This window comes from Microbacterium croceum, assembly GCF_023091245.1.
Taxonomy (GTDB): Bacteria; Actinomycetota; Actinomycetes; order Actinomycetales; family Microbacteriaceae; genus Microbacterium; species Microbacterium croceum.
On sequence record NZ_JAHWXN010000002.1, the window covers coordinates 607,555 to 622,111 of the forward strand.

A 14,557-nucleotide genomic window follows, 5' to 3' on the forward strand; every position below is an offset into this window, starting at 1 on the left:
CGGTCACACGCGAACATCCAGACATTTCACACCTGTGACGCTCGACATGATCGTGATATGTTCTCGTCATGAGCACCGAGCAGCAGAACGAGCGCGCCCTCGAAGCCGGCATCGTCACCGACATGTCGGGGCGCATGACCTACGGCTCCTACCTGTCGCTCGACCAGCTGCTCACCGCGCAGCATCCGGTCAGTGTTCCCGAGCACCACGATGAGCTGCTGTTCATCATCCAGCACCAGACCACCGAGCTCTGGCTCAAGCAGCTGCTGCATGAGCTCTCCTCCGCCCGCGAGCTGCTGGCCAGCGACGATCTGCGGGAGGCGCTGAAGCGGGTCGCGCGGGTGAAGAAGATCCAAGACGTGATGACCCAGCAGTGGGCGATCCTCGCGACCCTGACTCCCACCGAGTACGCGCAGTTCCGCGGTGCGCTCGGCAGCTCCTCCGGCTTCCAGTCCGTGCAGTACCGCGCGGTGGAGTTCGCACTGGGCAACAAGAACGAGAAGATGCTGAGCGTCTTCCGCGATCACCCCGCCAACCTCGCACTGCTGACCGCCGAGTGGGAGAAGCCCACGCTGTACGACGAGTTCCTGCGCTACGCCTCTCGTCGCGGGCTCCCGATCCCCGCCGAGATCCTCGACCGCGACGTGCGCGAGCCCTACCGGGAGACACCCTCGCTCGTGCCGGCGATCCGCGAGATCTACCAGAACCACCAGGAGAACTGGGATCTCTACGAGGCGTGCGAGGACCTGGTCGACCTCGAGGACAACTTCCAGTTCTGGCGCTTCCGCCACCTGAAGACCGTGGCCCGCACGATCGGCATGAAGGTCGGCACCGGCGGTTCGAGCGGCGTCGGCTTCCTGCAGCGCGCCCTCGATCTCACGTTCTTCCCCGAGCTGTACACGGTGCGCACGGAGATCGGCGGCTGATGAACGCGGCGACCTTCTTCGACGGCGAGGAATGGCGCGAGGGCGTCATCGACCTCACCGACGGGCGCCTGGTGCTGCGCGACGACCCCGCCCCCGCCGACGCGCCCCGACTCGACGGCCTGATCGTGGGCGGGTTCACCGACCACCACGTGCACCTGCAGCTCGTCGATCACACCCGGCTGGCCGGCTCGACCCTTGGCCGGGTGGTCGATCTGGGCGCGAATCCGGAGGTCGTGGCGCCGCTGGCGGTTCACAACTCCTCAAAGAACTCGCCCGGCGCGGGTTCTGGGACGACTTCCGCCCCCAGAACCTCTGTTCTTGAGGAGTTGCGAACCCCGCGCCCGGTGCAGATCGACTTCGCCGGCGCCTTCCTCACCCCGACCGGCGGCTACCCGTCCGACCGCAGCTGGGCACCGGCCGGCTCCTTCCGGGAGATCGCCGATGCCGCGTCAGCCGCACGAGCTGTGGCCGAGATGGCGGACGCTGGAGCCTCCTGCATCAAGGTCGCGAGCAACGGCAGCGCCGGCCCGGTGTTCGACGACGCACTGTTCCGCGTGATCGTCGAGCTCGCCGCGGCGCGCGACCTCGACGTCACAGCCCATGCCGAGGGCCGGGGCGAAGCCCAGCGCGTCGCCCGTCTCGGTGCGCGTCGCCTCGCTCATGCCCCGTTCACGGAACGCCTCAGCGACGACGAGATCGCCGAGCAGGCGGCATCCGTCGCCTGGATCTCGACGCTCGCGATCCACGGCGGAGCAGACCTGACCATCGCCCTCCACAACGTCCGTCGGTTCCATGCGGCGGGCGGCACCGTGCTCTACGGCACCGACATGGGCAACGGCCCCACACCGGTGGGCGTCAACGGCGCCGAGCTGCGGGCGCTCCGCGACGCCGGCCTCGATGATGCCTCGCTCCTGCGCGCGCTCGCGCCGTGCGACCCCCGCGATCCTTCGACGTTCCTGCTCCTCCTCCCCGGCGCGACCGCCGACCCCCTGCTCGCCCGCCCGCTCACCCCCGCCGATCTGAAGGTGTGACATGACCGACCCCATCGACACCCGCCTGCTCGACCGCGCCCGCGCCCTCGATGCCGCCGACCCGTTGCACGCACATCTCACGGCCTTCGCCGACGCACCGGGAGTCACCGCCTACCTCGACGGCAACTCGCTCGGTCGACCGCTGCGCGACACCCCGGAGAAGCTCGCCGCGTTCGTGCGTGAGGACTGGGGCACCCGACTGATCCGCTCGTGGGACGAACAGTGGATGGCGCTGCCCATGGAGCTCGGCGACCGGATCGGCCGGGTGGCCCTCGGCGCCGCCCCCGGACAGACCGTGGTCGCCGATTCCACCAGTGTGCTGATCTACAAGCTCATGCGCGCGGCCCTTCGCCCTTCGTCAGGCTCAGGATCCGCCGCCCGCACCGAGCTCGTCATCGAGGCGGGCAACTTCCCCACCGACCGCTTCCTCGCCGAGGGCGTCGCCGCCGAGACGGGCATGACACTGCGCTGGCTCGAACCGGACCCGGTGCGCGGCGTCACGGTCGACGATGTCGCCGCCGTCGTCTCCGAGCGCACGGCCCTGGTCTCACTCAGCCACGTGGACTACCGCTCCGGCGCACTGGCGGATATGCCCGCGATCACGGATGCGGTGCACGCGGCAGGCGCCCTCATGATGTGGGACCTGTGCCACTCTGCGGGCGTGGTGCCGATGCAGCTCGACGAGTGGGGCGTCGACATGGCCGTCGGCTGCACCTACAAGTACCTCAACGGCGGCCCCGGGTCCCCCGCGTTCGCCTATCTGCGCCGCGACCTGCAGGGTGTGCTGCGCCAGCCCATCCAGGGATGGTGGAGCGCCGCCGACATCTTCGCGATGGGGCCGGAGTACGTGCCGGCCGGCGACATCCGCCAGCTGCTCAGCGGCACCCCTCCGGTCACCTCGATGCTCGCGATGCAGGGGATGCTCGACCTGATCGAGCAGTCGTCGATCGCGCACATCCGCGCCAAGTCGGTCTCCCTCACCGACCTCGCGGTGGAAGCCTACGACGCGGTGCTCGCGCCGGCGGGCGTGCGGCTGCTGAGTCCACGCGAGTCGGACCTCCGCGGCGGGCACGTCACGATCGGGCATCCGGACTTCCGCGCGGTGACGCAGCGGCTGTGGGCGGAGGGGATCATCCCGGACTTCCGGTTCCCCGACGGCATCCGCCTCGGGCTCTCGCCTCTGAGCACCTCGCACATCGAGACCGTGACGGGCGTGCTCGCCGTCCGCGACGCCCTGCGCGCATGACCGCGCAGGCGCGCGTGACGCCCGACGCCTCCGCGGCCCCCCGGGTGCTCGACGACATCGATGCCCGCCCCGGCAGCACCGCCTCCCTGCTGCGCACCTTCATCGGACTGTTCCTGCGGCCGCTCGGCGGCTGGATCTCGGCGGCCGACCTGGTCGCGCTCGCCGGCGACCTCGGCATCCCGAGCGCGCAGGCCCGCACCGGGATCACGCGTCTGAAGCAGAAGGGGCTGCTGCTCGCCGACCGCGACGACGCGATCGGCTACCGTCTGAACCCCGCCGCGGTGCCGATGCTGGAACGCGGCGACCGACGCATCTTCGCGATGCGCGAGATGCAGGACCAGGACCCGTGGTGCCTGATCTCGTTCTCGATCCCGGAGAGCGCACGCAGCGTGCGTCATCAGCTGCGCCGACGGCTGCAGTGGATCGGGGCGGGCACCGTCTCACCGGCGCTGTGGATGTGCCCGGGACATCTGCAGGGCGAGGTCGAGCTGCTCCTCGATGAGCTGGATGCACGCCGCTGGGTCACCCTGTTCCAGGCCGGCGCGCCGCAGACATCCGTCCCGTTGGTCGATGCCGCCGCCGGCTGGTGGGACCTGGAGGCGCTGCGCACCGAGCACCTGGCATTCCAGCGCTCACTCGACGCGCTTCCCGACGAGCCGTTCGCGGCGTATGTGCAGCTGATCGACAGCTGGCGGGTGCTCCCCTATGTCGACCCGGGCCTTCCGCCGTCGATGCTGCCGATCGACTGGCCAGGGCGTCGCAGCTTCGATGAGTTCGCGCGGTTGTCGTCGGCGCTCGCCGTCCCGGCGCGCGCGCACGTGCACGCGGTCACCGGCACCTGACCGCCGTCGTCACACCGCGGCGGTGCTCGGCGCTGCGGTCGTCGCCCTCACGACCAGGCGCGTCGGCAGTGTCACGTGCATCTCCTCGACCGGCTGCCCGGCGAGCAGCGTGAACACCATCTCCGCCGCGACGCTGCCCAGCCGGCGCATCGGCTGCTGGATCGTCGTGAGGGGCAGGGCCCGGCGCGAGGCCTCCGGCACGTCGTCGAAGCCGATCACGGAGAGGTCTTCCGGCACGCGAAGTCCCAGCTCGTGCGCCACCTCGATCACCGCGATCGCCGACAGATCGTTCGCCGCGAAGACCGCGGTCGGCCGCGAGGGTCCTGCCAGCAGAAGCCGCGCCGAATCCCTCGTCGTCTCGTGCTCGTAACGGCCCGACCTGATCAGGTCCGGGTCGATGGGAATGCCGGCATCGGACAGCGCGCGACGATACCCGGCGTCTCGGAGCCCGGCGGAGCGGAGGTCGGGCCGCCCGCCCAGGAAACTGATCCGGCGGTGTCCGAGCTCGAGCAGATGCCGGGTGGCAGCCAGCGCGCCTCCGAAGCTGTCGGACTCCACGGTCGGCAGATCGGCACGACCCGTGTGCGGATCGATCGCGACCACGGGAATCTCGGTCGACGCCCCGACGACGGTGGGGGTGACCATGATCGCCGCGTCGATGAGCGTTCCGGAAAGCCTGCTGAGCGACCGACGCTCCCACCCCTCGCCCTGCCCGTGCCGTGATCCGCTGTACGCCAGCAGATCGACGGCCGAGTCGTGCACGGTGGCGCCGACGCCTTTGAGGATCTCGGCGCTGAACGGCTCGAAGCCGGCCAGGAGCACCCCGATCACCCCCGTGCGTCGAGCACGCATGCTGCTGGCGACCAGGCTCGACTCGTACCCGAGCTCCTGCACGACGTCGAGCACGCGCCTGACCGTCGCATCTGCGATCCCGTATCGCCCGTTGACCGCCTTCGACACCGTCGATACCGAGACTCCCGCCGCCTGTGCGACGTCGTGGATCGTGGTTCTTCCGCTCATGATTGCTCAGCGTATCGGCGAGTGTCCCCATTATGGAAACTGTTTTCGAAAACGTTTGACGAGGTGGCGGAACGGCATAAGACTGCATCCCGACGCGGTCTCACCTTGCTGCCGCGGCGCCCGCATCGACGCGGCGCACCACTCTCGATGAGGAGAACGATCATATGAACAGCACACGGCGTTCCTTGGTCTCCGCGGCCGCCCTCGCAGCCGTCGGAGCACTCGCGCTGAGCGGGTGCACAGCCAGCACCCCTGATGATGGCGGGGGTTCTTCGATGACCCTCTGGCACAACTCCACGACCGGTCCGGGAGTCAAGTTCTGGGAGGACACCGTCGCGGACTTCGAGAAGGCGAATCCCGGTGTCACGATCGACATCCAGTCGATCCAGAACGAGGACCTCGACGGCAAGCTCCAGACCGCGCTCAACTCTGGCGACGCCCCCGACATCTTCCTGCAGCGCGGTGGCGGCAAGATGGCCGCGATGGTGAAGGCCGGGCAGCTCAAGGACCTGACCGACGTCATCAGCGGGCCCGCAGCCGAAGAGATCCCCGACGCGGCCTTCTCCGCCAACAGCCTCGACGGCAAGCGCTATGCGATGCCGGTGGCCGTGCTCCCCGGTGGCCTGTTCTACAGCCAGGACCTGTTCGACGCGGCCGGCATCACCGAGAACCCGACCACGCTCGACGAGCTCGAGACGGCGACCGAGAAGCTGAAGGCGTCGGGGACCGATCCGATCGCCCTCGGCGCCAAGGATGCCTGGCCTGCGGCGCACTGGTACTACTGGCTCGCACTGCGCGAGTGCAGCAACGACACGCTCGCCAAGGCCGCTGACGAGATGAACTTCGACGACGACTGCTGGGTGCGAGCCGGAGAAGACCTGCAGGCGTTCGCCGCGACCGAGCCGTTCAACGACGGCTTCCTCACCACCACCGCGCAGCAGGGTGCCGGCAGCTCGGCTGGACTCATCGCCAACCACCAGGCTGCCATGGAGCTCATGGGGGCCTGGGACCCGGGTGTGATCGGTTCGCTGACGCCCGACCAGAAGCCGCTGGCCGACCTGGCCTGGTTCCCGTTCCCCGAGGTCGAGGGCGGCGAAGGCGAGCCCGGCTCGATGATGGGCGGTGTCGACGGCTACTCGTGCTCGGTCGATGCGCCGGATGCCTGCGTCGACTTCCTGAACTACCTCGGCACGTCCGAGGTGCAGACGGCCTACTACAAGTCCTTCAACGCTCCGCCCGTGAACACCGTCGCCCAGGAGGCTGTGACCGAGCCCTACCTGAAGTCGATCCTCGAGGCCTACAACGCGGCACCGTACGCCTCGCAGTGGCTCGACACCGTGTACGGACAGAACGTCGGCAACGCGCTCAACGTCGCCGTGGTCAACATGCTCGCCGGTCAGGGAACCCCGGAGGACATCGTCAAGGCCGTCCAGGATGCCGCAGCCAAGGCATAAGGCGGCCGCCCGGCTGGAAGTGATCCTTCTGGCCGGGCCCGCCCTCCTGGTCTTCCTCGCCTTCGTCATCTTCCCGGTGCTGATGGCGGCCTACTACGGCTTCTTCAGCTGGCAGGGCTACGGCCCGCCCACCGACTTCGTGGGTCTGAAGAACTACCTGACGATCCTGCAGGACCCGCTGTTCCATGATGCGCTCGCGCACAACGGCTTCATCCTGGTGTTCTCGCTCGTGTTGCAGGGGCCTGCGGCGATCCTGCTGGCCCTCCTCCTGAATCGACGGATGCGCGGGCAGTCGCTCATCCGGGTGCTGATCTTCATCCCCTACGTCATCTCCGAGGTCGTGGTGGGCACGGGCTGGAGCCTGATGCTGCAGACCAGCGGGGCGTTCAACGACCTGCTGAAGAACATGGGGCTGGGCTTCCTCGCGAACGACTGGCTGTCGAACCCCGACATCGCCATCTGGACGCTGATGGTGATCATCACCTGGAAGTACGTCGGCTTCGCCGTCATCCTCTTCCTCGCGGGCCTCCAGGGCATTCCCGAGGAGCTGCACGAAGCCGCCGCGATCGACGGGGCGTCGTACTGGCAGATCCAATGGCGCATCACGCTGCCGTTGCTCGCGCCGACGCTGCGCATCTGGGCGTTCCTGTCGATCATCGGATCGCTGCAGCTGTTCGATCTCGTCTACATCATCTGGGGCCAGTACATCGCCTCCACGGCCGGCACCTCGACCATGGCGACCTACATGGTCTCCGAGGGTCGCAACGCCGGCAACTTCGGATACGGCAACGCCGTCGCGGTGGTGCTGTTCCTGATCTCGCTCGTGGTGGCGCTGATCTATCAGCGCGCCGTGCTCAAGCGCGACACCGACGGCGCCCTGACCGGCGCCCCCGCACGGAAGAAGAGGACCAGGGCATGACCGCCACCTCGCTACTCGTCACGCAACGACCGGCGCGGCCCGGCCGTCCGGAGCGCCCTGCACGGGCGCGACTGCCCTGGGCCAACCCCACGGTGTACTTCGTCGCACTGATCGTGGTCGGGCTCATGCTCGCACCGATCGCGTACATCATCATCGGCGGATTCCGCACGAACGCCCAGATCACGACCGATCCGTCCGGTCTTCCCCAGCCCTGGATCCTGACGAACTACCTCGACGTGATCACCGGCGGCGTGTTCTGGCGGCAGGTGCTCAACTCCACGATCGTCGCCCTCGCCACCACGATCGGCGTGGTGGCGCTCGGGCTGATGGCCGCCTACGTGCTCGCGCGCTACAAGTTCGCGGGGCGCGGAGTGCTGTACGCGTTCTTCGCCGCGGGGCTCATGTTCCCGCTGACGGTCGCGATCACCCCGCTCTACATCGTGGTGCGCAATCTGGGCCTGATGAACTCGCTCGGCGGAGTCATCCTGCCGCAGATCGCGTTCGCACTGCCGACCACGATCATCATCCTGGTCCCGTTCCTCCGCGCCATCCCCGATGAGATCCAGGAGGCTGCCTTCATCGACGGATGCAGTCGATTGGGCTTCTTCTGGCGGATGGTGCTGCCCCTGTCGATCCCCGGCGTGATCACAACCGGCATCCTGGCCTTCATCGGCAGCTGGAACGGCTACCTGCTGCCCCTGTTCGTGCTCAACGATGCGTCCGCGTTCACACTGCCGCTGGGCGTGCAGTCGTTCGCCTCGCAGTATTCGGTCGACACCGCGAAGGTGCTGGCATTCACCTCGCTGTCGATGATCCCCGCGCTGATCTTCTTCAGCCTGTTCGAGCGCCGCATCGTCGGCGGCCTGACCGGCGCCGTCAAGGGTTGAGCATGTCGGTCGAATCCCCACAGAAAGAGATGGTCGTGTTTCCCACACCCCACCCCCGCTTCTCCGATCGCGTCGAGAGCCTCCTGGCGCAGATGACTCTGGAGGAGAAGCAGGCGCAACTGGTCGGCTTCTGGGTCGATCAGGGCGACGAGCTCGTCGCTCCGATGGCCGGCGAGAAGAAGACGTCGACCCGCTACGAAGAGGCGAGCGCCCACGGCATCGGGCACCTGACCCGCGTGTACGGCACACGTCCGGTCGATCCGATCGAGCGCGCGCAGTGGCTCTGGAGCGAGCAGGCACGCCTGCAGCGGGAGACCCGCCTGGGCATCCCCGCGCTGGTGCACGAGGAGTGCCTCACCGGACTCGCCGCGTGGAAGGCGGCCACGTTCCCCACTCCCCTGGCCTGGGGCGCATCGTTCGATCCCGATCTGGTGGAAGAGGTGGGCCGCGCGATCGGTTCATCGATGCGCGAGCTCGGGATCCATCAGGGACTCGCCCCGGTGCTCGACGTCATCCGCGACCCTCGCTGGGGCCGCGTCGACGAGTGCATCGCGGAGGACCCGCTCGTGGTCGGCGCCGTGGGCACCGCGTACGTGCGCGGCATGCAGTCGGAGGGGGTGCACGCGACCCTCAAGCACTTCGTGGGGTACTCCGCCTCACGGGCCGGCCGCAACCACGCACCGGTGTCTGCGGGGCGCCGCGAGATCGAGGACGTGCTGCTGCCGCCGTTCGAGATGGCGGTGCGCGAGGGCGGGGTGCGCAGCGTGATGAACTCGTACACCGACATCGACGGAGTTCCCGTCGCGGCCGATCCGTACTACCTCGACGAGGTGCTGCGCGGACGCTGGGGCTTCGACGGGGTCGTGGTCTCGGACTACTTCGCCGTGGACTTCCTGCGCAGCATGCACCACGTCGCGGCCGACTCGGCACAGGCCGCAGCGCTGGCGATCACGGCCGGGATCGACGTCGAGCTGCCGTCGCCCGATGCCTACACGACGCTCGCCGCGCAGGTGCGCGACGGCTCGCTCGACCAGGGCATCCTGGACCGTGCGGTCGCCCGCGTGCTCGCGCAGAAGGAGGAACTGGGCCTGCTGGACGCGGACTTCACGGCTGCCGACTCCTCCGCACCCGACGAAGTCGACCTGGACTCCCCGGCGCATCGCGCCCTCGCCCGCCGCCTGGCCGAGGAGTCGATCGTGCTGTTGAGCAACGACGGCGTGCTTCCGCTCGATCCGTCGGCCTCGCCGCGCATCGCCGTGCTCGGGCCGAACGCCGACAGTGCCGAGGCGCTCATGGGCTGCTACTCGTTCGTCAACCACGTGCTGGCGCACCACCCGGAGGTGCCGGCGGGCATCGCCCTGCCGAGCGTGCTCGACGGGCTCCGCACCGCGCTCCCGTCGGCCACGTTCACCACGGCCACGGGCTGCGCTGTCGAAGGCGAGGATCGCAGCGGGTTCCCGGCCGCGGTCGCGGAGGCCGCAGCGGCCGACATCGCGATCGTCGTGATCGGCGATCGCGCCGGTCTGTTCGGACGCGGCACGGTCGGCGAGGGGAACGACGTCGACTCGCTGGAGCTCCCCGGCGTGCAGCGCGAGCTGGTCGAGGCCGTGGTCGCGACCGGGACGCCGGTCGTGGTCGTCGCCCTCACGGGGCGGCCCTACGCTCTGGACTGGGCGCTCCCGCACCGCGAGACGACAGCGGGAGCGACCGCGGGGCTCGGATCGGTGAACTCCCCCGCCCCGGCCGTCGGCGCCGTGCGGACGGAGCGGCCGGTACCCGCCGCGGTGCTCCAGTCGTTCTTCCCCGGCGAGGAGGGCGGACCGGCCGTCGCCGCGGTGCTGAGCGGCATCGTGTCGCCGTCGGGTCGTCTGCCGGTGTCGTTGCCGCGGTCGGCGGGAGCGCAGCCGTATTCGTACCTGCATCCCGCGCTCGGCGGACGGACGGATGTGACCAGCGTCGATCCGACTCCGGTGCGACCGTTCGGCTTCGGCCTCGGCTACACGACGTTCACGCATGAGCACGTCACGGCCGACGCGTCTGTGATCGCGGGCGAGGCGTTCCGCGTCTCGGTGATCGTGCGCAACTCCGGCTCGCGCGAGGGCACGGACGTCGTGCAGCTCTACGCGCACGACGAGGTCGCCAGCGTGGCTCGGCCCGTGGCGCAGCTGGTCGGATTCCAGCGCGTGCGCCTGGCGCCCGGCGAGGAGCAGCGTGTGGATTTCGACGTACCCACCGAGCGCCTCGCGTTCACCGGCGTCGACGGCATCCGTCGGGTGGAGCCAGGACGCATCCGCCTCTGGGTCGGCGAGGCGTGCGACCACGAGGAGACCGTGACCACGATCGAGATCGTGGCCGCAGGCTGAGGCTCTCCGACAGACTCATCCCTTCGACAGGCTCAGGGACCTCCGGGTCTCTGAGCCTGTCGACGTGTCGGGCGCGGAGGACGTGGATGGTCGCTCCCGGTTCACGCGTCGAGCGCGCGGACGAACGCCCGCACGTGCTCACCGAGGCGCACGATGCGCTGCGCGCGTGCGGCTTCCCGGTCGAAGCCCGGGTAGGCCAGCGGCGGCAGCCGTCGCACGTTCGCCGAGCACTCGAAGTTGGCGCACACCAGGGTGCCCACGGTGTCGCCCTTGCGTCCGGCCGCGCCGGTCTTGCGCGCGGTGAACAGCTGCACGTCGTTGCGGAGCGTCACGTCGTCGCACCAAGAGCACTGGGCTCGCGCGATCACGCGCTGCTCGGCCTGCTGCAGCAGGACGCCGGCGAGGGTGTCGTCGACCTCGACGAGCACATAGGCGCGGCGAGGCGACTTGGGGTCTGACCAGCCGAGGTAGTCCAGCCGGCTGAAGTCGATGTCGCGGAAGCCCGCGGGCAGGTTCAGGTCGGAGGCCTCTTTGCGGGAGGCGTTGCGGAAGGAGGCGCGGATGGCGCGCTCGTCGATGGGACGCATGGGATGAATGCTTTCGTACGGTGCTCGCCGACACGGGCGAGCGGGATGACAGGGAGAGGACGGCATCCGAACGGACACCGGGTACGACGCAGCTCCGGGGACGGGTGTTCCGCCTCCGGCTGGTCGTCAGCCTCTGCCGCCGGCGCGGAGTGCGCCTGCGGCTCCCCTCTGCGCCACGCGGACGCTCATCGAGAACAGCACCCGGCGAGCCTACACCCGACACGCCCGGGGTTTTGTTTCGTCTCGTGTCGGCCCGGGTTCCCCTCGACACGGACCCGACCTAGTCTTGCCGGAACATCCGCTCACGAAGGAGACCCCGTGTCCACGCCGCTGAACCGCCTCTCACCCCCCTCGGTGCGCGAACGTTCGGCCTGCATGTGCGCACAGGGAGACGGATGCTCCTCCTTCGCCCCCGGACACGCCCTGCACCTCATCCAGGCGCGGATCGCCTCGGCCACCCCGGCCGAGTGGGTCGACGGGATCGTCGAGTCGGCGGATGCGGTCAGCGGAGAGCTCGTGGTGCGCACGCTCGACGGCGACGCGCACGCACTCTGGAACAACGCGGGCGCCGCGCTCGAGGCCGCCCCCGGCACGCCGGTGGCGCTGCACATCCGCTACAGCGTGCTCGCGGTCGGCCGTACGCAGTTCAACGTCGCCGCACTCTGATCAGGCTGCGGCCTGATCGCCTCGCTCTGATCGTGCCGGGTCAGGCCGACGCCATGATCATCGACCGCACCGCCATGCAGGCGTCCATGCACGCCTGGCAGGCCTGAGCGCACATGCGGCACACGTCGCTGTCATCGGCGTGCATCATGCACTCGTCCATGCAGGTCTGGCACATGGCGATGCAGGCGTCGAGCATCGCCATCATCGACGCCGGCGTCATGCCCTGAACCCGCATCATCGACCGCATCATGGTGTTCGCCATGTCGGCGCAGTTCATGCAGGCCGCGGAACAGTCCATCATCTGCGTCGAACAGACCGTGCAGGCCTGTTCGCAGGCGGCGCAGGCATCCATGCAGGCCTGCATGACCGACATGTCCATCGCCGCCATGTCGGGCATCGCCTTCATGCTCTTCGACATCTCATCCATCATCATCGAGTCCATCGCACACCGCTCCCATCGTCGGCTTCCACCGAATGACCGCGGGCCGGATCACCCGCCTGTCGCCAGGCTAGTCCGCAGCGCCTCCCACGTCGATGGGTCGCTGACAGCCCCGGTTCGCCTGTCACGCCGAGCGCCGGTTGTCAATCCCGTGGCCGGGTCGGGAGAGGGATGCGATGGTGGCAGTCCCATCGACCCTTCGACGAGAGGAACACGCCATGAGCGTTGGAGACGACATCAAGAATGCCGCCGAGAAGGCAGCGGGCAAGGTCAAGGAGAACGTCGGGAAGGTCACCGACAACGAGAAGCTCGAGGCCGAGGGCCGAGCAGATCAGGTCAAGGCCTCCGCGAAGCAGGCCGGCCAGGATGTGAAGGATGCCGCCGAGAAGGCGGGCGAGAACGTCCGGGACGCATTCAAGGAGTGAGACCTTCGCCGATGGCGGGTCTCACTCCTTGAGTCTCGGTTCAGGAGGGGGCCCGCCATCCGGCGGACCCACAGCTGAGGTCAGACCTTGCGGCTGCCGGAGATGCTCCGGATCAACCACGCGATCACGGCGATCGCCAGCAGGACCAGTCCGACCCAGAGCAGGAACTGCAGCGACTGGACCAGTCCGCCGGTGATCGCGAGGATCACGGCGATGACGATGACGATGATGAGGAGGATGTTCATCGGTCTTCCCTTCTTCCGGGGCTGGGCACCCCGATTGCGGTTCATCACGCTAATCGCGCCCACCCGTTCCTGGGGAGGGGGTTGACGTGGACACCTCCGAGATGCCAGAGAGGCCGAGAAGATGCCAGGAAACCGGAACAGTTCACTGAAGGACCCGGAGCTGTACGAGGAGCTGCGCAGTGACGGCGCCTCCAAGGAGAAGGCCGCGCGCATCTCCAATGCCGCTGCCAAAGAGGGCCGCAGCACGATCGGTCGTCGCGGCGGCGAGCACGGCGACTACGAGGACTGGACGGTCGCCGAACTGCGCCGTCGCGCGAAGGAGCTCGGCCTCACCGGATACAGCGGCCTGCGCAAGGCGGAACTGATCTCCGCACTGCGGAACCATTAGGTGCCCGTGATGACGAGGTGCCGGCGATGACGAGGTTCGGGATCGAAGAGGAGTTCGTCTTCGTCGAGGCCGCGGCGCTGGTGCCGACAGCGGTCGGCGCGGACGAGCGGCGGCAGCTGACCGCCCCCGCGACCGGCGGCCGCATCACCCCCGAATACCTCACCTGTCAGGTCGAGTGCGCGACGGATCCCGTGTCCACGCGAGCGGATGCTCTGGCGCAGCTTCGCGGTCTGCGCACGTCGATCGCCGCGCACGCGACCGCGAACGACACCATCGCGGCATCGACCGCGACCCCCTTCGCCACGACGAACACGGCGGAGGTCTCGGTCTCGCCGCACTACGACGAGGTCGCCGCACTCCTGCGGCACATCACGCGCGGGCATGAGGTCAACGGCCTGCACGTGCACGTCGAAGTGCCCGATGCGGAAGAGCGCGTGCGAGTGCTCAACCGGATCCGCGGCTGGCTCCCGCTCCTGCTCGCCCTCACCGGCAACAGCCCGTTCACGAACGGCCTCGACTCCGGCTTCGACAGCTGGCGCAGCATCCTGATCCGACGTCTTCCCTCTTCGTGGTGCCCTCCCCGGTTCCACGACTTCGAGCACTACCTGGCGCATGTGGATCGGCTGGTCACGCTGGGGGCGATCGGCGAACCCGCATCGCTGGCCTGGGCCGTGCGGATCTCCGAGCGCTTCCCGACGGTCGAGGTGCGGGTCTTCGACGCACAACTCGATCCCGAGGACAGCGTGCTGGCCGCCGCACTGGTGCGCGCGGTCGCCTCGACGGACGGGGCGGCGTGGTCCAGCGGCAGCATCGACGCGATCGACGCCTCGCTGTGGACCGCGGCGCGCCACGGCACGCACGCCCGCATCATGAACCCGGCTGCCCCCGACGTCGTGGGAGTGACGACAGCGGCGTCCCGGCTGTTGGATGTCATCGGGCCTGCACTCGATGACCACGACGACCGCGCGTTCGTGGAGGACCGTATGGCGCGCATCCGCTCGGACGGCACGGGTGCCGAGCGCCAGCGGAGGGCCTTCGCCCACGCCGGGGTCGACGGACTGAGGGAGCTCTATCGGCAGAGCACGGCGGCGACCTCAGCGTGAGCGGCGCTGCGTCCGC

16 protein-coding genes are annotated in these 14,557 nt (G+C 68.9%); 12 read left to right on the plus strand and 4 right to left on the minus strand.

Annotated features, from left to right (window positions below):
• The first annotated feature begins 68 nt into the window (after positions 1–68).
• Genes KZC51_RS17045 through KZC51_RS17060 form a run of 4 tightly spaced genes read left to right on the plus strand, consistent with a single transcriptional unit; the run spans position 69 to position 4,045 of the window.
• Positions 69–926, plus strand: a complete 858-nt coding sequence (locus KZC51_RS17045; protein WP_247631196.1) for a tryptophan 2,3-dioxygenase — start codon at positions 69–71, stop codon at positions 924–926.
• Complete coding sequence (locus tag KZC51_RS17050) at positions 926–1,957, plus strand: amidohydrolase family protein (protein WP_247631197.1); 1,032 nt, start codon at positions 926–928, stop codon at positions 1,955–1,957. Before KZC51_RS17045 ends, KZC51_RS17050 begins: the two co-directional genes overlap by 1 nt.
• 1 nt (position 1,958) lies before the next feature.
• Positions 1,959–3,203 carry a kynureninase gene (locus tag KZC51_RS17055; protein WP_247631198.1) on the plus strand — a complete coding sequence of 415 codons (1,245 nt, stop codon included), beginning with the start codon at positions 1,959–1,961 and terminating at the stop codon, positions 3,201–3,203.
• Positions 3,200–4,045, plus strand: a complete 846-nt coding sequence (locus KZC51_RS17060) for a PaaX family transcriptional regulator (RefSeq protein ID WP_247631199.1) — start codon at positions 3,200–3,202, stop codon at positions 4,043–4,045. The genes KZC51_RS17055 and KZC51_RS17060 overlap by 4 nt, the downstream gene beginning before the upstream one ends.
• A 9-nt stretch (positions 4,046–4,054) precedes the next feature.
• Here the strand turns inward: KZC51_RS17060 and KZC51_RS17065 are convergent, their stop codons facing one another.
• A complete protein-coding gene (locus KZC51_RS17065; protein ID WP_247631200.1) occupies positions 4,055–5,065 on the minus strand; it encodes a LacI family DNA-binding transcriptional regulator in 1,011 nt (336 codons plus the stop codon).
• A gap of 164 nt (positions 5,066–5,229) precedes the next feature.
• On the opposite strand from KZC51_RS17065, the gene KZC51_RS17070 reads away from it, so the two are divergent.
• Genes KZC51_RS17070 through KZC51_RS17085 form a run of 4 tightly spaced genes read left to right on the plus strand, consistent with a single transcriptional unit; the run spans position 5,230 to position 10,688 of the window.
• Positions 5,230–6,519, plus strand: coding sequence for an extracellular solute-binding protein (locus KZC51_RS17070; protein WP_247631201.1), 1,290 nt, complete (start codon positions 5,230–5,232; stop codon positions 6,517–6,519).
• Positions 6,500–7,438, plus strand: coding sequence for a carbohydrate ABC transporter permease (locus KZC51_RS17075; protein WP_247631202.1), 939 nt, complete (start codon positions 6,500–6,502; stop codon positions 7,436–7,438). Before KZC51_RS17070 ends, KZC51_RS17075 begins: the two co-directional genes overlap by 20 nt.
• Positions 7,435–8,325 carry a carbohydrate ABC transporter permease gene (locus KZC51_RS17080; RefSeq protein ID WP_247631203.1) on the plus strand — a complete coding sequence of 297 codons (891 nt, stop codon included), beginning with the start codon at positions 7,435–7,437 and terminating at the stop codon, positions 8,323–8,325. The genes KZC51_RS17075 and KZC51_RS17080 overlap by 4 nt, the downstream gene beginning before the upstream one ends.
• 35 nt (positions 8,326–8,360) lie before the next feature.
• On the plus strand, positions 8,361–10,688 hold the full coding sequence (locus KZC51_RS17085; RefSeq protein ID WP_504927199.1) for a beta-xylosidase/alpha-l-arabinosidase: 2,328 nt from the start codon (positions 8,361–8,363) through the stop codon (positions 10,686–10,688).
• Between the two features lie 101 nt (positions 10,689–10,789).
• Here the strand turns inward: KZC51_RS17085 and KZC51_RS17090 are convergent, their stop codons facing one another.
• Positions 10,790–11,275 carry an FBP domain-containing protein gene (locus KZC51_RS17090; protein WP_247631204.1) on the minus strand — a complete coding sequence of 162 codons (486 nt, stop codon included), beginning with the start codon at positions 11,273–11,275 and terminating at the stop codon, positions 10,790–10,792.
• Between the two features lie 318 nt (positions 11,276–11,593).
• On the opposite strand from KZC51_RS17090, the gene KZC51_RS17095 reads away from it, so the two are divergent.
• Positions 11,594–11,941, plus strand: coding sequence for a hypothetical protein (locus tag KZC51_RS17095; RefSeq protein ID WP_247631205.1), 348 nt, complete (start codon positions 11,594–11,596; stop codon positions 11,939–11,941).
• Positions 11,942–11,981: 40 nt separating this feature from the next.
• On the opposite strand, the gene KZC51_RS17100 is transcribed toward KZC51_RS17095, so the two are convergent.
• Positions 11,982–12,383, minus strand: a complete 402-nt coding sequence (locus KZC51_RS17100) for a four-helix bundle copper-binding protein (RefSeq protein WP_247631206.1) — start codon at positions 12,381–12,383, stop codon at positions 11,982–11,984.
• Positions 12,384–12,598: 215 nt separating this feature from the next.
• Between KZC51_RS17100 and KZC51_RS17105 the strand changes: the two genes are divergently transcribed.
• Positions 12,599–12,805, plus strand: coding sequence for a CsbD family protein (locus KZC51_RS17105; RefSeq protein ID WP_247631207.1), 207 nt, complete (start codon positions 12,599–12,601; stop codon positions 12,803–12,805).
• Between the two features lie 80 nt (positions 12,806–12,885).
• On the opposite strand, the gene KZC51_RS17110 is transcribed toward KZC51_RS17105, so the two are convergent.
• A complete protein-coding gene (locus KZC51_RS17110) occupies positions 12,886–13,050 on the minus strand; it encodes a hypothetical protein (protein WP_170198021.1) in 165 nt (54 codons plus the stop codon).
• A 121-nt stretch (positions 13,051–13,171) separates the two neighbouring features.
• On the opposite strand from KZC51_RS17110, the gene KZC51_RS17115 reads away from it, so the two are divergent.
• Positions 13,172–13,438, plus strand: coding sequence for a DUF7218 family protein (locus tag KZC51_RS17115; protein WP_247631208.1), 267 nt, complete (start codon positions 13,172–13,174; stop codon positions 13,436–13,438).
• 26 nt (positions 13,439–13,464) lie between these two features.
• Entirely contained in the window at positions 13,465–14,541 is a 1,077-nt protein-coding gene (locus tag KZC51_RS17120; RefSeq protein ID WP_247631209.1) for a carboxylate-amine ligase, read from the plus strand.
• Positions 14,542–14,557: the final 16 nt, after the last annotated feature.